General features: G+C 72.1%; 21 protein-coding genes and 2 tRNA genes. 18 read left to right on the top strand and 5 right to left on the bottom strand.

Annotated features, from left to right (window positions below):
- Positions 1-51 precede the first annotated feature (51 nt).
- The gene (locus tag ACZ69I_RS21790) at positions 52-735 is read left to right on the top strand and encodes a hypothetical protein (RefSeq protein WP_470834027.1); all 684 of its coding nucleotides are present in this window, start codon (positions 52-54) and stop codon (positions 733-735) included.
- 162 nt (positions 736-897) lie between these two features.
- Here ACZ69I_RS21790 and ACZ69I_RS21785 read toward each other — a convergent pair whose 3' ends face one another.
- Complete coding sequence (locus ACZ69I_RS21785; RefSeq protein WP_470834025.1) at positions 898-2,097, bottom strand: pentapeptide repeat-containing protein; 1,200 nt, start codon at positions 2,095-2,097, stop codon at positions 898-900.
- Between the two features lie 217 nt (positions 2,098-2,314).
- Between ACZ69I_RS21785 and ACZ69I_RS21780 the strand changes: the two genes are divergently transcribed.
- Positions 2,315-3,193 (top strand): polysaccharide deacetylase family protein, encoded by an 879-nt coding sequence (locus tag ACZ69I_RS21780; protein WP_470834024.1) that lies wholly within the window; start codon positions 2,315-2,317, stop codon positions 3,191-3,193.
- Positions 3,194-3,325: 132 nt separating this feature from the next.
- Here the strand turns inward: ACZ69I_RS21780 and ACZ69I_RS21775 are convergent, their stop codons facing one another.
- Entirely contained in the window at positions 3,326-3,565 is a 240-nt protein-coding gene (locus ACZ69I_RS21775; protein ID WP_467679009.1) for a chaplin, read from the bottom strand.
- A gap of 201 nt (positions 3,566-3,766) precedes the next feature.
- Positions 3,767-4,840, bottom strand: coding sequence for a bifunctional DNA primase/polymerase (locus ACZ69I_RS21770; RefSeq protein WP_470834022.1), 1,074 nt, complete (start codon positions 4,838-4,840; stop codon positions 3,767-3,769).
- A 429-nt stretch (positions 4,841-5,269) separates the two neighbouring features.
- Here ACZ69I_RS21770 and ACZ69I_RS21765 point away from each other — a divergent pair, with 429 nt between their 5' ends.
- The 9 genes from ACZ69I_RS21765 (at position 5,270) to ACZ69I_RS21725 (ending at position 14,495) form a co-directional block, all read left to right on the top strand.
- On the top strand, positions 5,270-5,581 hold the full coding sequence (locus ACZ69I_RS21765) for a hypothetical protein (protein WP_467679004.1): 312 nt from the start codon (positions 5,270-5,272) through the stop codon (positions 5,579-5,581).
- Between the two features lie 334 nt (positions 5,582-5,915).
- Positions 5,916-7,136, top strand: coding sequence for an acyl-CoA dehydrogenase family protein (locus tag ACZ69I_RS21760; protein WP_470834020.1), 1,221 nt, complete (start codon positions 5,916-5,918; stop codon positions 7,134-7,136).
- Positions 7,133-8,038: a bifunctional MaoC family dehydratase N-terminal/OB-fold nucleic acid binding domain-containing protein gene (locus ACZ69I_RS21755; RefSeq protein ID WP_470834019.1), complete on the top strand. Its 906-nt coding sequence runs from the start codon at positions 7,133-7,135 to the stop codon at positions 8,036-8,038. Before ACZ69I_RS21760 ends, ACZ69I_RS21755 begins: the two co-directional genes overlap by 4 nt.
- Before the next feature lies 1 nt (position 8,039).
- Positions 8,040-9,311 (top strand): acyl-CoA dehydrogenase family protein, encoded by a 1,272-nt coding sequence (locus tag ACZ69I_RS21750; RefSeq protein ID WP_470834017.1) that lies wholly within the window; start codon positions 8,040-8,042, stop codon positions 9,309-9,311.
- Positions 9,312-9,355: 44 nt separating this feature from the next.
- Positions 9,356-9,799, top strand: coding sequence for a MaoC family dehydratase (locus ACZ69I_RS21745; protein WP_470834016.1), 444 nt, complete (start codon positions 9,356-9,358; stop codon positions 9,797-9,799).
- The gene (locus ACZ69I_RS21740) at positions 9,796-10,962 is read left to right on the top strand and encodes a lipid-transfer protein (protein WP_470834015.1); all 1,167 of its coding nucleotides are present in this window, start codon (positions 9,796-9,798) and stop codon (positions 10,960-10,962) included. The genes ACZ69I_RS21745 and ACZ69I_RS21740 overlap by 4 nt, the downstream gene beginning before the upstream one ends.
- A 52-nt stretch (positions 10,963-11,014) precedes the next feature.
- Positions 11,015-11,881 (top strand): DUF1906 domain-containing protein, encoded by an 867-nt coding sequence (locus ACZ69I_RS21735; protein WP_470834014.1) that lies wholly within the window; start codon positions 11,015-11,017, stop codon positions 11,879-11,881.
- Between the two features lie 196 nt (positions 11,882-12,077).
- A complete protein-coding gene (locus ACZ69I_RS21730) occupies positions 12,078-12,659 on the top strand; it encodes a SigE family RNA polymerase sigma factor (RefSeq protein WP_470834012.1) in 582 nt (193 codons plus the stop codon).
- A gap of 186 nt (positions 12,660-12,845) precedes the next feature.
- A complete protein-coding gene (locus ACZ69I_RS21725) occupies positions 12,846-14,495 on the top strand; it encodes a long-chain fatty acid--CoA ligase (RefSeq protein ID WP_470834010.1) in 1,650 nt (549 codons plus the stop codon).
- 101 nt (positions 14,496-14,596) lie between these two features.
- Here the strand turns inward: ACZ69I_RS21725 and ACZ69I_RS21720 are convergent, their stop codons facing one another.
- A complete protein-coding gene (locus ACZ69I_RS21720) occupies positions 14,597-19,036 on the bottom strand; it encodes a PAS domain-containing protein (protein ID WP_470834008.1) in 4,440 nt (1,479 codons plus the stop codon).
- Positions 19,037-19,203: 167 nt separating this feature from the next.
- Entirely contained in the window at positions 19,204-19,626 is a 423-nt protein-coding gene (locus tag ACZ69I_RS21715) for an SSI family serine proteinase inhibitor (RefSeq protein WP_470834007.1), read from the bottom strand.
- Positions 19,627-19,837: 211 nt separating this feature from the next.
- Here ACZ69I_RS21715 and ACZ69I_RS21710 point away from each other — a divergent pair.
- The 7 genes from ACZ69I_RS21710 to ACZ69I_RS21680 all read left to right on the top strand — a co-directional run bounded on the left by ACZ69I_RS21710 (position 19,838) and on the right by ACZ69I_RS21680 (position 25,103).
- A tRNA-Ser gene (locus ACZ69I_RS21710) sits at positions 19,838-19,928 on the top strand.
- 174 nt (positions 19,929-20,102) lie between these two features.
- Positions 20,103-20,175: transfer RNA gene (locus tag ACZ69I_RS21705), tRNA-Arg, on the top strand.
- 133 nt (positions 20,176-20,308) lie between these two features.
- Complete coding sequence (locus ACZ69I_RS21700; RefSeq protein ID WP_470834006.1) at positions 20,309-21,157, top strand: DUF2797 domain-containing protein; 849 nt, start codon at positions 20,309-20,311, stop codon at positions 21,155-21,157.
- A 129-nt stretch (positions 21,158-21,286) separates the two neighbouring features.
- Positions 21,287-21,631 carry an antibiotic biosynthesis monooxygenase family protein gene (locus tag ACZ69I_RS21695; RefSeq protein WP_470834004.1) on the top strand — a complete coding sequence of 115 codons (345 nt, stop codon included), beginning with the start codon at positions 21,287-21,289 and terminating at the stop codon, positions 21,629-21,631.
- 79 nt (positions 21,632-21,710) lie between these two features.
- Positions 21,711-22,568, top strand: a complete 858-nt coding sequence (locus ACZ69I_RS21690; RefSeq protein ID WP_467679255.1) for an amidohydrolase family protein — start codon at positions 21,711-21,713, stop codon at positions 22,566-22,568.
- Between the two features lie 110 nt (positions 22,569-22,678).
- On the top strand, positions 22,679-23,428 hold the full coding sequence (locus ACZ69I_RS21685) for a response regulator transcription factor (RefSeq protein WP_470834002.1): 750 nt from the start codon (positions 22,679-22,681) through the stop codon (positions 23,426-23,428).
- A 172-nt stretch (positions 23,429-23,600) separates the two neighbouring features.
- A complete protein-coding gene (locus tag ACZ69I_RS21680) occupies positions 23,601-25,103 on the top strand; it encodes an MFS transporter (protein WP_470834001.1) in 1,503 nt (500 codons plus the stop codon).
- Positions 25,104-25,201 lie beyond the last annotated feature (98 nt).

Raw genomic sequence — 25,201 nt, 5'->3', positions numbered from 1 at the left:
TCGTCGGGGACTAGATGGGTGGTCAGTTCCCATCCGAACAGAGAGACGATCATGCCCATCTTCCGCACGGCTCTGACTCTGACTACGATCCTGGGGACTGCAGCCGCGCTATCCGCGCCCGTCGCTCTTGCCTCTCCGCTCGGGCAGCCCACGCGGGACTGCACTTGGACGGGCACGGTTGTCCCAGAGGGCGAGTTCTACGGCGATGACACCGGCAAGCTGCTGGCCAAGTGCGTCAACGGCAAGTGGGTCCCCCTCGAGGGCGGAAAAGTCCCGACTACTCAGTCGGACATCGACTGGAAGCGCGGGTGGTCATGCGCTGAAGCGACCTTTGACCACGACCGGGTCAGCAACCCGACGTTCGAAGTGAAAAGCGGTCGCTGCCTGCTCAAGGGCGGCGGAAAGGTGCAGCCCGAGGCGGCGGCACACTGGTGCAAGTACGACAACCACGCCATCGGCAACCTCACCGAGTGGCCAAAGGTCGCCTGTCAGGGCACTGGCTCCTACAGCCTCACCAGCCCCAGCGGAAAGCAGTACAGCGGCGAGTATTCCGGGGCCACCGGCAATGGCATGCTCAAGCTCCAGGGCGCCGGCTATCCGTGCGAGGAGGGAGACTGGAGAATGACCAACAAGATGAACTATGCCGCCAAGGGCAACGCCTGGAGCGCCTACGCCGAAACGATGGCGACGCTCACCTCTGATCACACTGACCGGGTCAAAGTTCCATCCTGCTGAGTAAGCCCTTTGGCTGGTGAGTGACGGCTCGTATGCCTTGCCCGGTGATCTCGACCGGGGGGCAAGGGCACCGAGTGGCAGAAGGGATGCCCCTCCATGGAAGGGCACCCCTTCCGGTGTTCAGCCCGTCTCCCTCGTACGCGCCGGCGTCCCGGCTTGAGGTCAGGGCTGATTGGTGGGTATCACCGGGAACGGGCCCCAACTGATGGCCGCTTCGGCATGAATGCGTGCATCCGCGAAGTCGACCGTGCCACCGGAGAACGTCGCGCCGCTGAAGTCGACCGTGCCGTCGGAAAACGTCGCGTTATGGAAGACGACCGTGCCGTTGGAGAACGTCGCGCCCTCGAAATCGACCGTGCCGCCGGAGAACTTCGTGCCGTCGAAGGCGACCGAGCCGCCGGAAAATAGCGAGCGGCTGAAGTGGACCGCGCCGCCGGAGAACGTGGCGCCGCCGAAGGCGACTCCGCGGCCGGAGAACCTCGCGATGGTGAAGTCGACCACGCCGCCGGAGAACGTCGCGCGGATGAAGTAGACCGCGCTGCCCGAGAACCTGGCGCGGACGAAGTGGACCCTGCCGCCGGAGAAGGTCGCGCCATCGAAGTGGACCACACCTCCGGAGAACGTCGCGCCATCGAAGTCGACCATGCCTCCGGAGAACGTCGCACGGATGAAGTGGACCACGCCACCGGAGAACGTCGCGCCGCTGAAGTCGACCGTGCCGCCGGAGAACAGGGCGCCCGTGAAGTCGCCGCCGTCGAAGACGGCCCCCGTGAAGTCCAGGTCGCACCCGCACCAGGTGGTCGGCACGGTGGGGTCCTGAAGGTGATCACGAATGGTCCGGATGATCGTCAGGCGGACTTCCCGCTCGCCTTTCACGAATCCCGCCGCAGTGGGGTCGGGCTCGTAGGGCATCCGAAGGTAGGCGCACAGCACGTCGATGCACACCTGACGCTGCTCGGGCCAGTCATCGGCCAAGCGCGCCATCGCGTACGCCCCGGCGAGGCGCACCGCGGCCTGGTCGTGGCCGAGTTGCTCGGCCGCCGTGGTGTACCGGTCGGCGAGCTGGGTGGCGTCCGCGCGATAGGAGGCTCCTTCGTCGAGGAGCTGCTTGCGGTACGCGTACAGGCCGGCGAGGACGGCACCAGCCAGGGTCAGAACGGTGACCGTCGTCTTGAGGACGTCCTGAACCTCGACCGGAGCCTTGCCGACCTTCTCCGCGGTGAGGAGCGCGTCCGCTCCCTGGTAGAGGCCGTACGCGAGCGCCGCGACGAGAACCAGAGCGATGGGGGCGACGAGCCACACCGGCCACAGGTCCGGCGTGTGACGGCCCGGCTGCTTGGGACGGCGCTTGTCTATGGTCACGCAGCCGATGGTGACGCGCACGACATGCCCGCGAGAGGTGTTTGCCTGCTCTGTGTCCAGATGCGGGCCAGTTCCGCGAACCTATCGGGCGGGTTGGCTCCTGGTGCTCCCGGTCAGGGAGCGCCCTTTTTCGCGTGCCCGGCTTTGGTGTGTCCGGCCTCCCCACGTCCGGCGTGGTGGCCGGGGCGGTGCGGTGGTGTCGGGCAGGGTCTGGGGGGTGGACGATGAACTCGACGTGGCCACCGTGCGCGTGAGCCCGTACCGTGCCGTGCCCTCTCGGCGACGCGCGCTGGTCGCAGGGCTCTTCGGTTTCGCGGGGGCCGTGTTGTCGGCGATGCCCTGCAGGCCTGCCCAGGCCGCCTCGGGCGGGCCGGGGACCGGCTCCGACAAGTCCGGGCTGGCGTCGCTGTTCGGGTCCGAGAACCGTGTCATGCGTACGCGCGAACGCGTCATGGCCGTGACGTTCAACGCGGCCTGGAACGTCGACGGCCTCGACACCGTCCTCGGTGAACTGGCCCGCCGGCACCTGCCCGCCACGTTCTTCCTGACCGGCGACTTCGCCGACCGGCACCCCGAAGCGGTGCGGCGCGTCGCGCTCGAAGGACATGGCCTCGGCAACCACTCCTACAGCCACCCCTACTTCAAGGACCTGACCGCCGCGGGGAGAGCCCGGGAGGTCCTGGCAGCGGACAAGAGCCTGCGTACGGCCGGGGCGGGGAGCAATCTGACCCCGTTCTTCCGGTTCCCCTACAGCGCCACCAGCCCCGCGCACATCAGAGAGCTCAACGCGCTCGGATTCGCCGACGTCGAATTCAGCGCGGACACCAACGGCTGGAAGGGCGCCGAGGGCGGCATGACCGTGGATCTCGCGGTGGGCAGAGCACTTGACGCACTGCGTCCGGGACTCATCCTGCAGTTGCACGTCGGCACGTCTACGAAGAAGGGCGTCGTGATCGACGCGAGGGCTCTGCCACGGATTCTCGACGCGGCCGGAGCCCGCGGCTACCGCGTCATCGATCTCCGTACGCTCCTCACTCGACCGGCACCGGCACGGGCACTGGCACCGGCACCGGCATCGGGACGGGCACGTTCTTAGGGTGGCTTGTTTAGGACTGCCCTCCGCGTCCCGTGGAACGCGCGAGCGCGCCACCGAGAAGGAAGGGCGGTGGCGCGCTCGGCCGGGGCCGTGCGGGGCGGGCTGGGGCCCCTTACGGCGTGGTGTGACGGGTCAGTCGTTGACGCAGGTGTTGCCGAAGGCCGGGTTGAGCAGGCCGATGATGTCAACGGTGTTGCCGCAGAGGTTGATCGGGACGTGGACCGGGACCTGGATGGCGTTGCCCGAGATGACGCCCGGCGAGTTCACGGCAGCACCCTGGGCTCCGGCGTCGGCGCTGGCGAGGCCCGCGCCGCCCATGATGAGGGCGCCGGTGCCCAGAACGACAGCGGTGGTCTTCTTCATTGCGGACATGCTTGTTTCTCCTTGAGTACGTGCCAGTCGAAAGGCGCCCCGCCGGGCCACTACACGACGTCGCTCCGGCAGAGGAGCAGCACACCTGTCGGGCGCCCGCGTGACCAACGCTTCGCCGCGCTCTCGGACACGTTCTTGCCCTCCATTCGGGGCACGCCGGAGTCAGGCGGGCTCGTCGGACGGGCTCATCGGGCGTACCCGTCAGGCGTGCCCCGTCAGGCGTGCCGCCGAGGCGATCGTCGAGTGGGCCTCGCGCTCGGTGAGGCCGACGCGGAGGGCAGCGTCGGTGAGCTGAGGGGCCAGAGCCTCGCCGATGCCGTTCTCGTAGGCACGGCAGGCGGCCCAGAAGAGACGGGTGTTGCGCTGGCCCTCGTGCGCCGCGAGCACGAACTGCACCAGGCCTTGGCCGCGTTGGCTCTCCGCCGAGGCGTGCCCGGCCGGGTGGGGCGGCTGGTGGGGTGATGGGTGAGCGGCGCGCGGCGGGGGCACGAGCAGGCGCAGCAGCGCGGGCGGGCAGGGCGCCGGTGGCAGGTGGGACGTGCCGGGGACGGTGCCGTAGACGCCGTGTTCGGTACGGGAGCCGGGGCCGACGAGGTAGCCGCCCGCACCCCGGATGTCGATGCCGGGGGCGAGCCGGCCCGCCGAGTTGGGGACCACGGTGCCTTCGGGACCCGCCAGCCAGAGGTGGCGGCCGCCGCTCGGCGTCGTCACGACGACGGTGTCGGGGATCGTGAAGAGGTGACGCAGGGCCAGTTCGCGCAGGGCCGCCGGAGCGTCCGTACCGGACTTGGTGTCCAGATCGATGCCGATCAGGTGGTGCGGCGGCAGTCCGCAGGCGATGCCGTAGCCGGTGGCCCAGGGGGCGGCGGCGAAGAGTTCCCGGATGCGCCGCGGGTCGGTCGACGCGTCGTGCACGCCGTGCCCGATGCGTCCGCATTCACCGTGGCAGAGGGCCGGGTGGGGCTCGTCGTGGTGAGGGGAGCGCAGGGCGGGGAGCTTGGTGCGGGACAGCGGGATGACCGCGAGGCCGCGCTCGGCGGCGGACAGGGCGTGGGCGAGCGCGAGGGTGCTGGCTCGGCGGTCGCCGCTTCGGTGTTCGGGTGCGGGGCGTTCGGGGGCGGAGCTGTCGGGGGTGGGGTGCTCGGGAGCAGAGCTCTCGGCAGGGGAGCTGTCGGCAGGGGAGCTGTCGGCGGTGGGGCGGCCGGTGGTGGGGCGGCCGGTGGTTCGGGGCTCGGTGGAGGGGTGTTCGGCGGCATGGCGGTCGATGGGGGCCATGACTTCATGTTCGTACACACGTTCGAAGAAGGGAAGAGGGGGCGGTCGGGAGATGGCGGGGGTGGTGCGCTTTCGGAGGGGCGGCGCCCCCTCGCGCGGGCCTCCTCGCGGGGGTCCGCGAGGCCGCTGCCGTAACGCTTCATCCCGTGCGGCGCCTGGCGTGCGGCCGCGGATCGGGGAGGGTGGCGCGGGGTCGGCCCGTGACACGGGCGGGACTCAGGGGGCGTGCGGCACGTTTATCGACATGTCATCACGCTTGCGGGGGAATCACGGCTTCCAGGGTGGTTCGCCGGGGATTCGGTGGGCAACTCTGGAGTCGCGACGCCGCACAGATCTCCAAGACGGTCGGCCAACTGCCTTGGAAAAAGCCGCACTTCGGGTACGCCCGGCCAGGAGCCGGTGTGTACCTCCTGCTCTGGAGGAATTGACATGGCAAGCATCCGTACCGCCCGCATCATCGCCGCCGCTGCCGCCGTGCCGCTGGCCGCAGCGCTCTTCTCGGGCGTCGCGCTGGCCGACAACGGAGCCTTCGCGAACAACGGATCCAATGCGGGCGTGGCGACCGTGAACGGCAGCGGCGTCGGCCACAACAACAACGGCAACTCGTCCACGACGCAGCAGCAGGCCGTCGGCAACGGCGCCTCCAACCAGAGCAACACCGCCCAGGTGAACGGCTCCGCGTTCACGGCGATCGACCAGTCGAACGAGAACATCGCGGTCAACTTCACCGAACTCTGGTGAGCCGGCGGCCCCTGGAGTCGCTCGGGACGACTCCAAGGGGCGTGCGCAGTGGGGTGTGACGTCCTGTGCGGCGGTGCTTCGGCGCCGCCGCACAGGCGTGTTCGGGGCGGCATCTTCAGGAGGTGTCCGGGCCCCGCTTCGGCGAGCCGCCGTCGTGCGCGGCGGCGTCCCGCTTCGGGAACCACCTTCTCCGTGCGCGGTCGCGCCCCGCTTCGGGGAGCCGCCCCCGTGCGTGGTCGGCGGTGGGTGATCTCTTGACACCGGGCCGGTATCTGACGGACAGTCAGAAACCCTTGTCGGTACGAGATGGACCCGAGACGGAGAGGCCGCCACCGTGCACCTCGCCCCCACCGAAAGCCAGCGCCGACTCCGCGCCGAACTGCGCGCGTATTTCCGGGACGTGATGCCCGAGGGGCCGCCCGACGCGGCCGACGGACCGGCCCAGCGCCGCCTGCTGCGGCGCATCGGGGCCGACGGAATGCTCGGCCTCGGCTGGCCCGTCGAGTACGGCGGCCAAGGGCGCGGCGCCGACGAGCAGTTCATCTTCTTCGACGAGGCCTACCGCGCGGGCGCACCGGTGTCGATGGTCACCCTGAACACCGTCGGGCCGACGCTCATGAAGTACGGCACGCAGGAGCAGAAGGCCGCCTTCCTGCCGCGCATCCTCAGCGGCGACCTCGTCTTCGCGATCGGCTACAGCGAGCCCTCCGCCGGGACGGACCTGGCGTCCCTGCGGACCAGGGCGGTGCGTGATGCCCGTGACACCGGTAGTTCCCGTGACACCGGTACTGCCCGTGGTGGCGACGGCCGCGAAGGCTCCTGGGTCATCGACGGCCAGAAGATCTTCACCTCGAACGCGCAGCACGCCGACTGGATCTGGCTGGCCTGCCGCACCGACCCCGACGCACCCAAGCACCAGGGCATCTCGATCCTGCTCGTGCCGACCGACGACCCCGGCTTCTCCTGGACGCCGATCGAGACGGTGGGCGGCCTGACGACGACGGCGACCTACTACGACGGGGTCCGCGTGCCCACCGCCAACCTCGTGGGCGAGGAGAACGGCGGCTGGGGCCTCATCACCAACCAGCTCAACCACGAGCGAGTCGCCCTCGCCGCGATCGGCATGCAGGCGGAGGACTTCTGCGCGGCGGCCCTGGACGCTGCGCGGACCCCCGACCCGGTGACGGGCGAGCGCCGGATCGACGCGCCGTGGGTGCGGTCGAGGCTGGCCGAGGTGCATGCCCGGCTCGCGGCAACGCGCCTGCTCAGCTGGCGTCTGGTGGGCGATGTGGGCGCGGGCGCGCTGGCGCCGGGCGACGCGAGCGGCGTGAAGTTCATGGGCACCGAATCGGCGGTGGCGGTGTACCGAATGTGTCAGGAGATCACGGGAGAGGCGGGGCTGGTCCGGGCCGGTTCGCCGGGCGGGTTCGGGGACGGGGAGCTGGAGCGGATGAACAGGGCCGCGCAGATCAACACGTTCGGGGGCGGGGTGAGCGAGGTGCAGCGCGAGATCGTCGCGACGATGCGGCTCGGCATGCGGAGGGGGCGGCGGTGAAGGACATCGCGTACGAGGAGCTGAAGGCGTTCGAGGGCAGAGCGGCGGAGGAGGCGGGGCGCGGCAAGGACCCGGTCAACCGGCCGATGATCAGGCACTGGTGCGAGGCGATGGGCGACACCAACTCCGCGTACGGGGGCGCGGATCCGGTGGCGCCCGCCACGATGCTGCAGGCTTGGACGATGGGCGGCCTCTCCGTGAACGGCGGCCGCTTCCGCGCCCACGACGAGCTGTTCGCGCTGCTCGACGACGCGGGGTACACCTCGGTGGTCGCCACCGACTGCGAGCAGGAGTACCTGCGGGCGCTGCGGCCCGGCGACGAGATCACCTTCGACGCGGTGATCGAGTCGGTCTCGGAGCGCAAGACGACCAAGCTGGGCACGGGCCACTTCGTCACGACGCGGATGGACGTCCGCGTCGGCGACGACCTCGCCGGGACGCACCGCTTCCGCATCCTCAAGTACGCGCCGGTGGAACAGCGGCCGAAGGGTGAGCGGCCCCGGCCGGTCGTCAATCGCGACAACGCCGGATTCTGGGCGGGCGTCGCCGCTCACCGCCTGCTGATCCAGCGCTGCACCGGCTGCGGCGAGCTCCGCTTCCCCTGGCTTCCGGGGTGCAACGCCTGCGGGTCGCCCGCGTGGGACACGGTCGGGGCGAGCGGCGACGGCACGGTCTATTCGTACGTCGTGATGCACCATCCACCCTTCCCGGCCTTCGATCCGCCCTACGCCGTGGGGCTCGTCGAGCTGGCGGAGGGCGTGCGGATCGTCAGCAACATCGTCGGAGTGCCGTACGACAAGGTGCGCATCGGGCTGCCGGTGCGGCTCGAATTCCGGCGGGTGGACGCGGAGTTGGAGCTGCCGGTGTTCCGGGCCGTGGACGTGGCGGGGAGCGTGGGCTGACATGGACTTCACGCCTACGGAGGAGCAGGCGGCCGCGCGTGATCTCGCCGGGGAGGTCTTCGCCGACCTGGCCACCCCGGAGCGGCTCGCGGCGGCGGGGACCGGTTCGGACGCCGAGCTGTGGAAGGCGCTGTGCGCGGCGGGGCTGCCGGGCGCGGTGGAGGACCTCGGGCTTCTCGGCCTCGTGCTGCTGCTCGAGGAACAGGGGCGGGTCACGGCCCAGGTGCCGTTCGCGGCGAGCTGTGTCTACGGCGTGCTCGCGGTGGCCGCGCACGGCACGCCCGAGCAGCGGACCCGCCTGCTGCCCGCGCTGCGGCAGGGAAGCGCGGTCGCTACGGGGGCGCTGCCGGCCCGGGGCGGGGTCGAGGTGGTCGCGGGCGGGGTCGAGGCGCCCCCGGACAGGGCTGAGGCGGACACGGGCGGGGCTGAGGCGGACACGGGCGGGGCCGAGGCGGTCGCGGGTGAGGTCGAGGCGGTCGCGGGTGGGGTCGAGGCGCCCCCGGACAGGGCTGAGGCGGGCACGGACTGGGCTGAGGCGGACACGGGCGGGGCCGAGGCGGTCGCGGTTGGGGTCGAGGCGGTCGTAGGCGCGGCCGGAGGGGGCGCGTACGGGGCGTTGAGCGGTGTCGTGCCGTGGGTGCCCTGGTTGCGGGACGCGACGCACGTCCTGGTGGCGGCGGGTGACCGGAGCCTGTGGCTGGTGCGGGCGGCCGACGCGCGGGTGGAGCCGGTCGAGCTGACCGCGCCCTGGGCGGCGGGGCGGCTCGTTCTCGACCGGACACCGGGGGAGCGTCTCGGCGGGCCCGCGGCGTACGAGGACGTGCGGGCCGGTGCGCGTACCGCCTTCGCCGGGCTGCAGGCCGGAGTCTGCGCGGGGGCGCTGGCCCGCGCGGTGGCCCACACGAACGAACGGGAGCAGTTCGGCCGCCCCCTCGCCGCCAAGCAGGCCGTCCAACTGCGCGCCGCCGACGCGTACATGGACACGGAGGCGATCAGAGTCACCGCATACGAGGCGGCCTGGCGCCGCGACACCGGCCTCCCGTACGCCACACAGGCGCTCACCGCGGCCTGGTGGGCGTCGGAGGCGGGCACCCGCGTCGTGCACGCGGGCCAGCATCTGCACGGCGGCATGGGGGCCGACCTCGACCATCCCGTCCACCGGCACTTCCTGTGGGGGCGGCAGTTGGACGCGTACCTGGGCTGCGGCAGCGAAGTCCTGGAGGAATTGGGCGAGTTGATTGCCGAGGCTGCGTCGGAAGGGGAGTCGTCATGACGCGGAACACGAGACAGGGCGGAACGGAGAACCCAGGGCAGGGCATGAGGGAGAACCCAGGGCAGGGCATGAGGGAGAACCCGCAGCAGGGCGAAGAGCTGCCGCCGCTGGAGATCCCGATCACCCGCACACTGATCGTCGCCGGTGCCATCGCGTCCCGCGACTACCAGGACGTGCACCACGACGCGGAGCTCGCGCGGGCCAAGGGCTCCCCCGACATCTTCATGAACATCCTCACCACGAACGGCCTGGTCGGCCGGTACATCACCGACCACTTCGGCCCCGCCGCCGTCCTGCGCAAGGTGGCGATCCGGCTCGGGGCGCCCAACTACCCCGGAGACACGATGGTGCTGAAGGGAACTGTCGAGCGGGTCGCACCCGCACCCGAGGGCGAGACGGCCACCGTCAGGGTCGTCGGGGCCAACGGCATCGGCAACCACGTCACCGGCACGGTCACGGTGACCGTCCCCGCGGGAGGTGCCGCATGAGCGTCCGGCGGCGCGACGGTCTCGGCGGCAAGGCCGCGATCGTCGGCATCGGGGCGACGGAGTTCTCCAAGGACTCCGGGCGCAGTGAGCTCAAGCTGGCCGTCGAGGCGGTGGGCGCCGCGCTCGACGACGCGGGACTGACACCGGCCGACGTCGACGGCATGGTCACGTTCACCATGGACACCAGCCCCGAGATCACCGTCGCCCAGGCGTCCGGCATCGGGGAGTTGTCCTTCTTCTCCCGCATCCACTACGGCGGCGGTGCGGCCTGCGCCACCGTCCAGCAGGCGGCGCTCGCGGTGGCGACGGGGGTCGCCGAAGTCGTCGTCTGCTACCGCGCGTTCAACGAACGCTCGGGCCGCAGATTCGGCTCCGGCGTGCAGCGGCGCGAGCCCTCCGCCGAAGGCGCCGCGCTCGGCTGGTCCCTGCCCTTCGGTCTGCTCACCCCCGCCTCCTGGGTGGCGATGGCGGCCCAGCGCTACCTCCACACGTACGGCCTGACGCCGGACGCCTTCGGCCACGTGGCCGTCATGGACAGGAAGTACGCGGCCACCAACCCCGCGGCGTACTTCCACGGCAAGCCGATCACGCTGGAGGACCACGCCGCCTCGCGCTGGATCGTCGAGCCCCTGCGCCTGCTGGACTGCTGCCAGGAGACGGACGGCGGGCAGGCGATCGTGGTGACGAGCGTGGAGCGGGCCCGCGACCTGCCCCGCCCGCCCGCCGTCGTCACGGCGGCGGCCCAGGGCGCGGGCCGGGCGCAGGAGCAGATGACCAGCTTCTACCGCGACGACCTGAGCGGGCTGCCCGAGATGGGGGTGGTGGCCCGGCAGCTGTGGCGGACCTCGGGTCTTGCCCCGGCCGACATCGACGTCGGGATCCTCTACGACCACTTCACCCCGTTCGTCCTGATGCAGCTGGAGGAGTTCGGGTTCTGCCCGCCCGGTGAGGCGACGGGCTTCGTCGCCGAGGAGCGGCTCCCCCTGAACACGCACGGCGGCCAGCTGGGCGAGGCCTATCTGCACGGCATGAACGGCATAGCGGAGGCCGTGCGGCAGGTCCGCGGCACATCCGCGAACCAGATACCCGACGCCACGCGCATTCTGGTGACGGCAGGCACGGGTGTCCCCACATCGGGGCTGATTCTGGGGTCAGACGGCTGAACGCAGCGCGTGTCCCCGGTCCGTCGCGCGGATCGGAACGTTCCCTCGCCTTATGCGTCTGAGAAAGCTGATCATTGGACTGGCCCTGGTCCTGACCGCCCTGACCGCGGACCTGTCGGCGTCACCGCCGGGCATCGCGGCCGACCACACCACGGGAACCGCGAGTGGTGCGGTCCGGCCGGGCGCGCAGGCGGCCGCCAAGATGTCGACCTTCCGCGGCCGGGCCTTCGACACCTGCATCACCCCGTCCACCGACACCATGCGGCGCTGGAAGCGGTCCAGCTACGGCGCCGTCGGCATCTACTACGCGGGCCGCGGCCGGGCCTGCAAGAACCAGTCGCAGCTGAACCACGGCTGGATGCGCGCGATGAAGCGGATGGGCTGGCGGGTCCTGCCGGTCTACGTCGGCTCGCAGTCGCCGTGCGTCGTCGCCAGGAACAAGAAGCACGTGAGCATCGGACGGAACCCCTGGGGTCAGGGGACGAACGAGGCACGCGACGCGGTACGCGCGGCGAAGGCCATCGGCATCCAGCGGCAGAGCCCCCTCTACCTGGACATGGAGGCCTACAGCTACCGCAAGAAGAGCTGCGCCAACACCACGCTCTCCTTCATCAGGTCCTGGGACCGCGAAGTGCGCAGGCAGGGGTACGTCCCCGGGTTCTACAGCAGCGCCGCCGCCGGAGTGCGGCACATGGAGCTGGCACGGCGGGCGGGCGCGCGGGACCTGCCGGCGGTGATGTGGTTCGCGCGCTGGCACACCAAGCCTGCCCTGTACCGGGAGCCCATGCTGAGCAGCCAGGCATGGCGTCCGGCCCGGCGTATCCACCAGTACGCGGGGAACGTGAAGGAGCGCCACGGCGGGCGCACACTGATGATCGACCGCAATTACATGCACGCCCCCGTGGCGCGCATCGGCTAGCCGGGCCGCCGGTCCACCCGCCGCCCCGGGGGCAGGATGCGCCGGGGCGGCTCTCGGGGGTGAACCCTCAGAGGGGCGCTCCGTCGCCTCCACCTGTAGGAGGTGGAGGCAACCCCACTCGTACAACCTGAGGCGGACACCGCTTCGGGACCTGCGGCCGATCCGCAGAAGTAGGGGGCGCTTCTAGCGTGGAGCCATGACCGCATCCATGGTGTCCGTGTGCACCAGCGCATCGCAGGCCGCGACGCGGCGCCCGGGTCCGACACGGACCAACGGGCCCGCCTCGTACCCGTCGTTCGCGTCCTACGTACGGGCACGCCAGTCCGTACTGCTGCGCACCGCCCGCTCGCTGACCGCGAATCCGAGCGATGCCGAGGACCTGCTGCAGACCGCGCTCACCAAGACGTACGTCGCGTGGGACCGGATCGAGGACCACCGCGCGCTCGACGGCTATGTGCGCCGGGCCCTGCTGAACACGCGTACGTCGCAGTGGCGCAAGCGCAAGGTCGACGAGTTCGCGTGCGACGAGCTGCCGGAGCCCGAGGTCGCACCGGCCGGGGACCCGGCGGAGCAGCAGGTGCTCCGCGACGCGATGTGGCGCGCGATCATGAAGCTGCCGGCGCGGCAGCGGGCGATGGTCGTCCTCAGGTACTACGAGGACCTCAGCGAGGCGCAGACCGCCGAGGTGCTCGGGGTGTCCATCGGCACCGTCAAGAGCGCGGTGTCGCGTGCGCTCGGCAAGCTCCGTGAGGACCCGGAGCTCACCCCCGTCCGCTGAACCTGCCGTAGTGAGTGGGCGAGGCGAGCGGTACGGACGCACGGCACGCAGGGGGCGGACGAGGCGCCGCCGGGGCCACGGCCGATGATCGATCATCCCCTGGAGTAGTGACATACCAAGCGGTATGCGCGCAGAATCAGCGCATCCTTTACTGCCGCGTAGGCGATGTCGCCCCAGGAGGACGCCGTGCTGAGCACGATGCAGGACGTACCGCTGACCGTCACCCGCATCCTCCGGCACGGCATGACCGTGCACGGGACATCGCGGGTCACGACCTGGACCGGCGAGGGCGCACCGCAGCGGCGCAGCTACCGCGAGGTCGGCGAGCGCACGGCACAGCTCGCCCACGCCCTGCGCGAGGAGCTCGGCGTCACGGACGACGAGCGCGTGGCCACCTTCATGTGGAACAACGGCGAGCACGTCGAGGCCTACTTCGCGGTGCCCTGTATGGGCGCCATCCTGCACACCCTCAATCTGCGGCTGCCCGCGGACCAGCTGACGTGGATCGTGAACCACGCCGCCGACCGCGTCATCATCGTCAACGGTTCCCTCCTCGGTCTCCTCGCGCCGCTCCTTCCGCAGCTGACGACCGTCGAACACCTGGTGGTCTCGGGCCCCGGCGACCGCTCCCTCCTCGCGGGCGCCCACGCCCAGGTGCACGAGTACGAGGAGCTGATCGCGGGCAGGCCCACCGCCTACGACTGGCCCGAGCTGGACGAGCGTGCCGCGGCCGCCATGTGCTACACCTCCGGCACCACCGGCGAACCCAAGGGCGTCGTCTACTCCCACCGCTCCATCTACCTGCACTCCATGCAGGTCAACATGGCGCAGTCGATGGGGCTGACGGACGCGGACACCTCACTGGTCGTCGTCCCGCAGTTCCACGTCAACGCCTGGGGCCTGCCGCACGCCACCTTCATGACCGGCGTGAACATGCTGATGCCGGACCGCTTCCTGCAGCCCGCCCCGCTCGCCGAGATGATCGAGGCGGAGCGGCCCACCCACGCGGCCGCCGTCCCCACCATCTGGCAGGGCCTGCTCGCCGAGCTCACCGCGAAGCCGCGCGACGTCAGTTCGCTCGGCCAGGTCACCATCGGCGGCTCGGCCTGCCCGCCGTCCCTGATGGAGGCCTTCGACCGGCTCGGCATGCGGGTCTGCCACGCCTGGGGCATGACGGAGACCTCCCCGCTCGGCACCATCGCCCGCCCCCCGGCCCACGCCATCGGCACCGACGAGGAGTTCGGCTACCGGCTCACCCAGGGCCGCTTCCCCGCCTCGGTCGAGGCCAGGCTGGTCGGCCCCGGCGGCGAACACCTGCCGTGGGACGGCGAGGCGGCCGGTGAGCTGGAGGTGCGCGGCCCCTGGATCGCGGGCGCGTACTTCGGCGGCGCGGGCGGTGAGGTCCTCAGGCCCGAGGACAAGTTCAGCGAGGACGGCTGGCTGAAGACGGGCGACGTCGGCGTGATCACCGCGGACGGCTTCCTGACCCTCACCGACCGGGCCAAGGACGTCATCAAGTCGGGCGGCGAGTGGATCTCGTCGGTCGACCTGGAGAACGCCCTGATGTCACACCCGGACGTCGCCGAGGCCGCCGTCGTGGCCGTCCCCGACGAGAAGTGGGGCGAACGCCCGCTCGCCACGGTGGTGTTGAAGGAGAACGCGACCGCCGACTACACCACCCTCCGCGACTTCCTCGCAGGCACCGTCGCCAAGTGGCAGCTCCCCGAGCGCTGGGCGATCATTCCCGCGGTCCCGAAGACCAGCGTCGGCAAGTTCGACAAGAAGGTGCTGCGCAGGCAGTACGCGGACGGCGAGCTGGACGTCACGAAGCTCTGACCGAGCGCGAGCCGGAGGGCGGCGACCGCGCGCAGGGCCCACAGGGTGCCGTCTCCGTGCCGCTCCCCCGCGCTGCTGAGCCGAACGGCTACCCCGCGCCGCTAGTTCGTGCCGATCTTCGCCAGCAGGTCCACGATCCGGCCCTGCACCTCGGTGCTGGTGGAGCGCTCCGCCAGGAACAGCACGGTCTCGCCCGCCGCGAGCTTCGGCAGTTCCGTCTCGTCGACGGCGGCGGTGTAGACGACCAGCGGTGTGCGGTTCAACTGGCCGTTCGCCCGCAGCCAGTCGACGATTCCGGCCCTGCGGCGGCGCACCTGGAGCAGGTCCATCACCACGAGGTTCGGCCGCATCTGCGCCGCGAGCGTCACCGCGTCCGCGTCGCTCTCGGCCCGCGCCACCTGCATGCCGCGCCGCTCCAGCGTGGCGGTCAGGGCGAGCGCGATCTCCTCGTGCTCCTCGATGAGGAGGACCCGCGGCGGGTGCTGCTCGCTGTCGCGCGGCGCGAGGGCCTTCAGGAGTACGGCGGGGTCGGCGCCGTACGCCGCCTCGCGCGTCGCCTGGCCGAGGCCCGCCGTCACGAGCACGGGCACCTCGGCGGCCACGGCCGCCTGGCGCAGCGACTGCAGCGCCGTACGCGTGATCGGCCCGGTCAGCGGGTCGACGAAGAGTGCCGCGGGGAACGCCGCGATCTGCGCGTCGACCTCCTCGCGCGAGTGCACGATCACCGGGCGGTAGCCGCGGTCGCTCAGCGCCTGCTGCGTGGTGACGTCGGGCGCGGGCCACACCAGGAGACGGCGCGGGTTGTCGAGCGGCTCGGGTGGCAGCTCGTCGTCCATCGGCTGGGGCTGGGGCCGGTTCGCGACCTCGACGGCGCCGCCGGGACCGTCCAGCGGTTCGGGACCCTCGTCGGCGTCCTGGTCCGGCGCGCCGATCGCGTACGAACGTCCGGCGCCCTCGGTGGTGGACGCGATACGGGACTGGGGGTGCGCCGGGGCGTGCGGCTGGGGCTGCGGGTGCGGGCGCGCGGAGGTCTCCGGACGCTCGTCGGCCGCCGGGTCGGGGGGCGTGCCGAGCCGGCGCCGACGCCCGGAGCCACCGAGCGTGTGCGACTGCGCGGCGCCCGCCTGCGGCTGGCCAGGACCTGCCTGCGGCGCCTGCGGGTCGGCGGGCGCATCCGGTACCGGCATCGGTCCCGCCGCGGCGGGCGGCTGCCCGGGCTGCGGTGCCTGGGGCGGCAGCGGGGGCTGCGGGGGCTGAGGCGACGGGGTGATCCTGGCGTTGCGCGGCGGCTGCTGGCCCTGGCCCTGACCCTGGCCGTGACCCTGGCCGGGTACGGCCGCACCGGCCTGTGGGCCACTCTGCGGACCGGCTGCCTGCGGGCCCCCTGTCTGCGCGCCGGTTGCCTGCGGACCGCCGCGCTGCTCGCCGATCCGCTGGCCGAACGGCACGCCCTGCCCGAGGGTCCGCACGCTGATCGAGCGCCCCTGCGTCGAGTTGGGGTCCCCGGCCGGGGCCTCGGCGGGCAGCGGCTGGGCCGCCCGGTTCGGGGACGGGACGCCGTGCGCCGGAGTGCCCGCGGAGCGCGGGGTGCCCTGGGCGGGCACGCCGCCGGGCGGCGTGGTGCCGTCGGGCCACGGCTGCGGCGCGGGCAGCGGCCCGGGACCGGCGCCCCGAACGCCCTGCTGGGGCTGCGCCTTCTCCTGCGCCTGCCCACCCTCGGCAGGAACCCCCTGACCAGGAACCCCAGGAACCCCAGGCACCCCAGCGGCCCCGGGCGCCTGCGGGACACCCGTCTGGGTCTGGCGGGAGCGGCGGCCCGTCGGGGCCTGCGCCGGATGAGGCTGCGGCGGCGTGTGGTCGTCGTCCTCGCGTCGCGCGGCCGCCGCGTGCTGGCCGGTGATCTCCTGCGCGGCCGCGTACTCCTGGCCCGCCGCGTGCCCCGCGGGGGCGTACCCCGCGACGTCCTGGCCCGGCGTGCGGTCGGCCGCGGCGGGCGGCAGCGCGAAGACGCGCCCGCTGTTCGCCTCCTCCGCGGCGGCACGCTCCTTGGCGGCGGCAAGGGCTCGTCGTGCCCGCCGCCCCGTGGGCCGCGCGTCGCCCTGTCCGCCCCCGGCCTCGACCGAGGCGAGCTCCATACCCGTACCGACACCTGTACCGACACCCGTACCGCCACCCGGGCCAACGCCGGACGTGCCGGACGGCCCCGAAGCCAGCGCGGGCAGCGCGTGCTGCTCACCGGCCCGCCGGGCGCGACGCCCGGTCGATCCCTCCGCGACGGGCACACCCTGCGGCGGCACCGTCTCGCCCAACGCGGCGGATCCGGCCGCGTGTTCGGCCGCCGTCATCACGGCGCCTTCCGTACCCTCGGCGGCACTCGGCCGCCCGCGTCGCCGTCCCGTACCGCCGGACGCCCCACCGGGCGTATCCGGAGTCCGCGTCCCCGCACCGGGGCCACCCGCGGGACCGGCAGCCGGAGGCCCGGCCACCGCATCAGTAGGCACCGGCCCGCCGAACGTCTCAGGAGAGGCCTCCGGCGCGCGCCGTCCCCTGCGCCGCCCCGTACCGGTCGGCGAGACGGCGGCGCCACCCTCCGTATCACCGGCAGAAGAACCAGCGGCCGAAGAATCCGACGCCCCCGGAACACCGGTCCCCGGAACCCCGGCCTCCGGAACACCGGTCTCCAGGAACGACTCCACCGACGAACGCCGAGCCCGCCGACGCCCGCCACCCTGCGTGCCCGAAGCCTGCTCGGGCACCACGACCGAACTACCGGGAACGGAGGCAGGAACAGCCCCCGCCCCGGGAGCGGACGGAACCGCCGTCTCCGTAGAGACCGCCCTCTCCGTAGAGACCGCGTCGGCCGCCGACCGCGACCCCACCGGCACTTCGAGCACGTACGCACTGCCGCCCATGCCCGGCACCTCATGCGTCTGCAGCACGCCTCCGTGGGCCCGCACGATGCCCCGCACGATCGGCTCGTGCACCGGGTCTCCCCCGGCGTACGGCCCGCGCACCTCGATGCGGACGACCTCGCCGCGCTGGGCCGCGGCCACCACGATGGTCGAGTCGACGTAGCCGGCCGCGGCGTCGGCGCCGACTCCCGCGCGCGCGTTGCCGGTCGCGTCGATCCCCGCCACGTCCGCGACGAGATGCGCGAGCGCCGTGGCGAGCTGTTCCGCGTCGACCGTGAGCTCTATCGGCGGCGCGTGCACCGCGAACTGCGCGCGCCCGGGGCCGATCAGCTCGACCGCGCCCTCCACACCGGCGGCGACGACCGCGTCGAGCAGGACCGTCGTACGGGACAGCTGCGCGTCGCCCGCGTCGAGGCGCTGGAAGCCGAGGACGTTGTCGACGAGCGTGGTCATCCGGGCGTATCCGGCGGACAGGTGGTGCAGGACCTGGTTGGCCTCGGGCCACAGCTGGCCCGCGTCGTCGGAGGCCAGGGCGGCCAGTTCGCGGCGCAGCTCGTCGAGGGGGCCGCGCAGGGACGAGCCGAGGACGGCGAGCAGCTGCTCGTGGCGCGCGGCCAGGGCCTCGTACCGCCCCTTCTCGCGCTCGGCCAGCTCTTCGAAGCGGTCCTTCTCGCGCTCGGCGAGCGCCGCGTACCGCTCCTGCTCGGCGGCGAGCTCCTCGGCCCGCTGCTCCTCGGCGGCCTTGATCTCCGCGGCGCGCTCGTCGGCGGCGGCCTTGAGCTCCTCCGCGTGCCGCGCGAGCGCGGCCTCGTACTTCTCGGCCAGCTCGTCGTACGGCCTGCGGTCGGTGAAGGTCATCACGGCGCCGACCAACTGGTCCCCGTCGCGCACCGGCGAGGTCGTCAGGTCGACGGGCACCTTGGCGCCGCTCTTGGACCACAGGACCTGCCCGCGCACCCGGTGCTTGCGCCCCGAGCGCAGGGTGTCGGCGAGCGGGGACTCGTCGTACGGGAAGGGCTCGCCGTCGGCGCGCGAGTGCAGGACCAGCGGGTGCAGTTCCTGCCCGCCGAGGTCGCTGGCGCGGAAACCGAGTATCTGGGCGGCCGCCGGGTTGACCAGGACGACCCGTCCGTCGGTGTCCGTGCCGACGACGCCCTCGGCCGCGGCGCGCAGGATCATCTCGGTCTGCCGCTGCGAGCGGGCGAGTTCGGCCTCGGTGTCCACCGTGCCCGAGAGGTCCCGCACGACGAGCATCAGGAGTTCGTCGCCGGTGTACCCATGGGCGTCGTACGCGGCCCTGCTGTCCTCCAGCGGGGAGCTGGTGACCTCGACGGGGAACTCGATGCCGTCCGTGCGCCGGGCGGTCATCCGGGTGGGCTTGGTGCGCCCGCGCTCGTCGATGGTGTCCGGGCGCCGCATGGATCCGGGGATGAGCCGGGAGTCGAACCCCGGCAGCAGATCGAGCAGACCGCGCCCGACGAGCGCGGTGCCGGGTGCCTCGAACGCCTCGAGGGCGATGGCGTTGGCGTTCACGACCGTGCCGTTGGCGTTGACGAGCACGAGCGCGTCCGGGAGCGCGTCGAGTATGGCTGCGAGGCGAGCAGCGCCTCGGGATGGCCTGCTGCTCACGACGACGCTTCCTCCCTGATTACCGCTTCTTGCCGACTCGCTCAGGCCATCTTGCCCGTCGGCCCGTGGCGTGTCACGGGAGGGAGTCTACGGGGAGAGGTTGTGCGCGCGACGCCGGATGAGAGGGAGGTCGCACGCAGAACGTGTGAGTTTTCCGTACCGCCTGGTCACGGCGAGGTCGCGGGCAGCACCGGCACGAGTCCGTTCCACCGCCCGATCTCGCAGCCGTTGCTCCGGTCGTACGTGGCGTCGACGGGCCGCCCCTGCCAGGTCCCCTTGATGTGCGCGGTGGCGGGCCCGCCGTACTGCATCGTGCACATCGCGTCGCGCGGCACGGGCGCGAACGGGTCCCTGCCGTAGACCGTGACGTCGTCGAGCCGCGCGCAGGCGTCGGCCGCGTCCGGGTGGGTGCCGCCCGTCGGGTGGCACTTCAGTACGTACGTCCCGTCGCTCGGCCCCCCGGAGTCGGAGACCGTCACGGTGAGCCGGTCGGTGGGGGGCGTGAGGGGCGGGCCGGCGTGGGCGGCGGCGGGGACGGCGGACAGCGCGGCGGCGGAGGCGGCGGCGGTGAGGGCGAGGCGACGCAGCATTTCGGGCTCCACGGAGAAGGCGACGGGGCCGCCCTGGGACGGGTGGCTCTACCGCTCTAACGCCGTACGCCCCCCCGACGTTGCGGTGGCGCGTATCGCTTTGCCCCGCGGACCGCGGGGCTAGTACCGTAGGGGCCGCGATTGGTGACGAGCCGCCCGGCTGTGTCATCATCTGCACGCAACCACCCGCGCTCGCGCAGGTGTGCAAGCTGGAGGCGTCGCCTAGTCCGGTCTATGGCGCCGCACTGCTAATGCGGTTTGGGACTTAAATCCCATCGAGGGTTCAAATCCCTCCGCCTCCGCAGCTCGACCTGGAGCCCCGGTCCACTGGACCGGGGCTCCAGTGCGTTTTCGCAGCTCACAAGGGGTCCACCGAACGGATTTCACATGGCGGCGGCAGTCATGTAATGTTCTTCCTGTCGCCGCGAACGGGCCGAAGGGCCAGGAAGCGGAGACGAGAACAAAAGAAAAGACAAGCACTCGTAGCTTAACGGATAGAGCATCTGACTACGGATCAGAAGGTTGCAGGTTCGAATCCTGCCGAGTGCACACAGCCGAGAGGCCCCCGGAGATGATCCGGGGGCCTTTTGCGTTGTCCGGGGACGAGGGAACTCGGCGGGAAGATCGGAGTCGCGGAGTGGAGTGGCGTTGCGCGGGGCTCGGGTGGCCGGGTGGGAAGCCCGTGCTGCGGTGGGCCGGGGGCCGGGACAGTGCCCTCGCGTACGGGGCGGACATAGGGTTCCGGGCCGTCGGTGAGCGGCGGTGCGTGGGGGCCCGGGGGAATCCGTGTCCCCTGCGGGCCGTCGTGCCGGGGCGGGCCACGCAGGCGCGCTGTCCGGAGTGTGCGCGGCTCGACCGGGCGTTCTCGGTGGCGGCGGACGGCGTGCCCGACGATCCGCGTCCGTACCGGGTGTACCTGGCGTGGTTCGGGCCCGGGCTGGTCAAGGTCGGGATCACGGCGGAGCAGCGGGGCGGGGCGCGGCTCCTGGAGCAGGGTGCGGTGGCTTTCTGCTGGCTGGGGCGGGGGCCGCTGATGGCGGCGCGGCGCACGGAGGAGCTGCTGCGCGCGGCGCTCGGGGTGCCGGACCGGGTGCCGTACGCGCGCAAGCGGGAGGTGCGCGGGACGCTGCCCGGGTGGGCGGAGCGGGTGCGGGAGCTGGCGGAGCTGTACGGGCGGGCCGTGGGTCTCGACGGGTGGGCCGAGGCGTTGGAGCGGGTGGCGTTCGAGGCCGTGGACCACTCCGGGGCGTTCGGGCTCGGCTCGGGCGGCGGGGCGTCGGACGCGGTGGTGCGGGAGCTGGTCGACGGCGGGGTGGTCGCGGGGCGGCTCGTCGCGGCGGCCGGGCCCGATCTGCATCTGGCGCTCGCGGACGGGGGCGTGCTGGTGGTCGACACGCGGTTGCTCGTGGGGTGGGAGCTGGTGGCGGCCGAGGCGGGGGCGGGCGTGACGGTGCCGGTCCGGGCCGTGACGGCGGGGAGGGGCGGGAGCGGTGGGAGGGGTGGGGGTGTCGAGCAGGACGGGCTCTTCTGACGGGCTCGCGGCGCCCCGCCCCGCCGAGGGGGCCGTTCGCTGACCGAATGGTCAAGTCTGCGCGACCGTTGGGCAAGAGACGGCGGTCAGGGGTGGACGCGGACGCGGTGGCGGGCCGAGTGTGGCGGCATGAGTGATCACGTGACAAGACCTGCCGGGCCCTTCGAACCGCCTTACTACGCCGTCGTGTTCTCCTCCGTGCGCACCGAGGGGGACCACGGCTACGGAGAGACCGCCGACCGGATGGACGAGCTGGTCGCGGAGGTGCCGGGGTTTCTCGGCACCGACTCGGCCCGGACGCCGGGAGGCCTCGGCGTCACCGTCTCGTACTTCCGCGACGAGGAGGCCATCAAGGCCTGGCGGAGCGATCTGGAGCACCGTGCGGCGCAGCGGCGCGGGCGCGAGGACTGGTACGAGACGTACGTCCTGCACGTCGCCAAGGTCGAGAGGAGCTACGGCTTTGAGCGGGAGTAGCGGCGGGACGGGTGATGCCGGGGCCGGGGCCGGAGCCGCAGCCGAAGCCGGGGCCGCAGCCGATGCCGAGGCCGCCGAGGTGCGGCGGTTCCGGGAGCGGGTCGGGGTGCCCGGACTCATCGACGTACACACGCACTTCATGCCGGAGCGGGTGCTCAAGAAGGTCTGGGCGTACTTCGACTCCTACGCCACGACGGGCGAGGTGGAGTGGCCCATCACCTACCGGCACGAGGAGGAGCGGCGGGTCGCGCTGCTCGGCGGGTTCGGGGTGCGGGCCTTCACCTCGATGGTCTATCCGCACAAGGCGGGGATGGCGGAGTGGCTCAACGGGTGGGCCCGCGACTTCGCGCGCCGCACGCCCGGGTGCCTGCACACCGCGACGTTCTTCCCCGAGCCGGGCGTGGACCGGTATGTGCGGGAGGCCGTCGAGGCGGGCGCCCGGGTCTTCAAGTCGCATGTGCAGGTGGGGGGTTACGACCCCAACGACCCGCTGCTCGAACCGGTGTGGGGCCTGCTCGCCGAGGCCGGTGTGCCGGTGGTGACGCACTGCGGGTCCGGGCCCGAGCCCGGCAAGCACACCGGGCCCGAGCCGATCGCCCGGCTCCTCGCGCGCCATCCGCGGCTGCCGCTCGTCGTGGCGCACATGGGCATGCCCGAGTACGCCGGGTTCTTCGGCCTCGCGGAGCGGTACGCGGAGGTGCGCCTCGACACGACGATGGCGTTCACCGACTTCAGCGAGGCGCTGATGCCGTTCCCGAAGGAGGAGGCGGGGAGGCTGGCGGACCTGGGCGAGAAGGTGCTCCTCGGCAGCGACTTCCCCAACATCCCCTACTCCTACCTGCACCAACTGCGGTCCCTCGAACGGCTGGAGCTCGGCGACGCGTGGCTGCGGGGGGTCGTGTACGGGAACGGTGCCCGGCTCTTCGGCATCGGCTGAGGAGCCGGATCGCGGGGGACGGGGGCAGGGTGGGGGCAGGGCGGGGTTTCTCAGGGAATTCACAGGTTCACGCAAGAGTGCTCTCAGAGGCGCGGCGCAGGGTGTCGCGTATGACCACGACCTCGCCCCAGGCACGTACCGAACTGCTCAGGCCGGACGGGAGCCCCGTCCGCGTGCTCGTCGTGGACGACGAGGTGTCGCTCACCGACCTGTTGTCCATGGCCCTGCGCTACGAGGGCTGGGAGATCCGCAGCGCGGGCGACGGCGCGGAGGCGGTGCGGGCCGCCCGCGCGTTCCGGCCCGACGCCGTGGTGCTCGACATGATGCTGCCCGACATGGACGGCCTCGCCCTGCTCGGCAGGCTGCGCCGCGAGATGCCGGACGTGCCGGTGCTCTTCCTGACCGCGAAGGACGCGGTGGAGGGCCGGATCGCCGGGCTCACGGCCGGCGGTGACGACTACGTCACCAAGCCGTTCAGCCTGGAGGAGGTGGTGGCGCGGCTGCGCGGGCTCATCCGGCGCGCGGGCGCCGCCGACAAGCGCAGCGAGGCCACCCTGGTGGTGGGGGACCTGACCCTCGACGAGGACAGTCACGAGGTGACGCGCGGCGGGGACTCCATCCACCTCACCGCGACCGAGTTCGAGCTCCTTCGCTACCTCATGCGCAATCCGCGGCGCGTGCTCAGCAAGGCGCAGATACTCGACCGGGTGTGGAACTACGACTTCGGGGGCCAGGCCAACGTCGTCGAGCTCTACATCTCGTACCTGCGCAGAAAGATCGACGCGGGCCGCGAGCCGATGATCCACACGCGGCGCGGTGCGGGGTACCTGATCAAGGCCGCCGTGCCCGTATCCGTGTGAGCTCCGTGCGCTCCGCTCGGACCGGGGGTTCGTGACGACGGACCGAGGAGTGAGGAGACCCCCGGGCCCTCTCCGGTAAATCTCTTGTACGCCGTACGAGAGATGTTCTACGGTGTACGCCGCACGCGCCCCGTACACCGTACAACCGAAGAAACCGGAGAGGGAGGGCTGTATGACGGCAACGGCCGCCGAGAACTCCACCGCCTCGCAGAGGCACCCGCAGCGCTGGCTGATCCTCGGCGTCATCTGCCTGGCGCAGCTCACCGTGCTGCTCGACAACACCGTCCTGAGCGTCGCGATCCCCTCCCTCACCCGGGAGTTGGACGCTTCCACGTCCGACATCCAGTGGATGATCAACGCGTACTCGCTCGTCCAGTCGGGCCTGCTGCTCACCGCGGGCAGCGCCGCCGACCGCTACGGCCGCAAGAGGATGCTCGCCGCGGGCCTCGCCCTGTTCGGCATCGGCTCGCTCGCGGCGGGCCTCGCGCAGAGCTCCGGGCAGCTCATCGCCGCCCGCGCGGGCATGGGCATCGGCGGTGCGCTGCTCATGACCACCACGCTCGCGGTCGTCGTGCAGATCTTCGACGACGCGGAGCGCGTGAAGGCGATCGGCCTCTGGGCCACCATCAACTCCCTCGGATTCGCGGCGGGGCCGCTGATCGGCGGCTTCATGCTCGACCACTTCTGGTGGGGCTCGATCTTCCTGATCAACATCCCCGTGGCGGCGCTCGGCCTCGCCGCGGTCCTGAAGCTGGTGCCCGAGTCCAAGAACCCCCAGGGCGACCGCCCCGACCTGCTCGGCGCGCTGCTCTCGACCATCGGCATGGCCGCGGTGGTCTACGCGATCATCTCCGGCCCCGGACACGGCTGGACGTCGGGACGGGTCCTCGTGTCCGCCGCCGTCGGAGCCCTGGTCCTCGCCGCGTTCGCGCTCTGGGAGCTGCGCGTCCCGTATCCGATGCTGGACATGCACTTCTTCCGCAACCAGCGCTTCGTGGGCGCCGTCGCGGGCGCCATCCTGGTCGCCTTCGGCCTCAGCGGCTCCCTCTTCCTCCTCACCCAGCACCTCCAGTTCGTGCTCGGGTACGAGCCGTTGGAGGCGGGGCTGCGCACGGCGCCGCTCGCGGTGACCATCGTCGCCCTGAACCTCGCGGGCGTCGGCGCGCGGCTGCACGCCAGGATGGGCACGCCCGTCACGATCGTCTCCGGCATGAGCCTGCTCGCCGCGGGCCTCGCGGCCATCGCCCTGCTCGGCGGCGACAACTACGAGGGGCTGCTGTTCGGCCTGATCGTGATGGGCGCGGGCATCGCGCTCGCCATGCCCGCGATGGCCAACGCCATCATGAGCGCCATACCGCCGGAGAAGGCGGGCGTCGGCGCGGGCATCAACGGCACGCTCGCGGAGTTCGGCAACGGCCTGGGCGTCGCCGTGCTCGGCGCGGTCCTCAACTCCCGTTTCGCCTCGCTCGTCGCGGTCTCCGCCGCGTCGTTCCCCGCGGCCATGGCGGCGGCGAAGTCGGCGGGCGAGCGGGAACGGATCGCCGACGCGTTCTCCTCGGGCCTGGAGACGAGCCAGCTGGTGGGCGCGGCCGCGGTGTTCGCCGGAGGCGTCCTGGCGGCCGCGTTGCTGCGCAGGGCGGAGAGGGCAGACTCCGTGGGTAAGACAGCGGCATAGCATCGGGGAGGGCGGACCAACCGGTTCCGTCACGGACCGTCCGCCCGCCACGCCGCCCCACCCGCGGACAACCGCTCCTGGCCCCAGGACCGACGAGG

The sequence above is a fragment of the Streptomyces sp. NPDC036815 genome (genome assembly GCF_055609205.1).
This window is presented reverse-complemented; position numbering and strand designations above follow the sequence as displayed.

What these genes read in the sequence shown, in the direction of transcription:
- ACZ69I_RS21790 (WP_470834027.1), top strand. Translation starts at nt 52, where the DNA reads ATGCCCATCTTCCGCACGGCTCTGACTCTGACTACGATCCTGGGGACT.
- ACZ69I_RS21775 (WP_467679009.1), bottom strand. Translation starts at nt 3,565, where the DNA reads ATGTCCGCAATGAAGAAGACCACCGCTGTCGTTCTGGGCACCGGCGCC.
- ACZ69I_RS21770 (WP_470834022.1), bottom strand. Translation starts at nt 4,840, where the DNA reads ATGGCCCCCATCGACCGCCATGCCGCCGAACACCCCTCCACCGAGCCC.
- ACZ69I_RS21765 (WP_467679004.1), top strand. Translation starts at nt 5,270, where the DNA reads ATGGCAAGCATCCGTACCGCCCGCATCATCGCCGCCGCTGCCGCCGTG.
- ACZ69I_RS21750 (WP_470834017.1), top strand. Translation starts at nt 8,040, where the DNA reads ATGGACTTCACGCCTACGGAGGAGCAGGCGGCCGCGCGTGATCTCGCC.
- ACZ69I_RS21745 (WP_470834016.1), top strand. Translation starts at nt 9,356, where the DNA reads ATGAGGGAGAACCCAGGGCAGGGCATGAGGGAGAACCCGCAGCAGGGC.
- ACZ69I_RS21740 (WP_470834015.1), top strand. Translation starts at nt 9,796, where the DNA reads ATGAGCGTCCGGCGGCGCGACGGTCTCGGCGGCAAGGCCGCGATCGTC.
- ACZ69I_RS21735 (WP_470834014.1), top strand. Translation starts at nt 11,015, where the DNA reads ATGCGTCTGAGAAAGCTGATCATTGGACTGGCCCTGGTCCTGACCGCC.
- ACZ69I_RS21730 (WP_470834012.1), top strand. Translation starts at nt 12,078, where the DNA reads ATGACCGCATCCATGGTGTCCGTGTGCACCAGCGCATCGCAGGCCGCG.
- ACZ69I_RS21715 (WP_470834007.1), bottom strand. Translation starts at nt 19,626, where the DNA reads ATGCTGCGTCGCCTCGCCCTCACCGCCGCCGCCTCCGCCGCCGCGCTG.
- ACZ69I_RS21695 (WP_470834004.1), top strand. Translation starts at nt 21,287, where the DNA reads ATGAGTGATCACGTGACAAGACCTGCCGGGCCCTTCGAACCGCCTTAC.
- ACZ69I_RS21685 (WP_470834002.1), top strand. Translation starts at nt 22,679, where the DNA reads ATGACCACGACCTCGCCCCAGGCACGTACCGAACTGCTCAGGCCGGAC.
- ACZ69I_RS21680 (WP_470834001.1), top strand. Translation starts at nt 23,601, where the DNA reads ATGACGGCAACGGCCGCCGAGAACTCCACCGCCTCGCAGAGGCACCCG.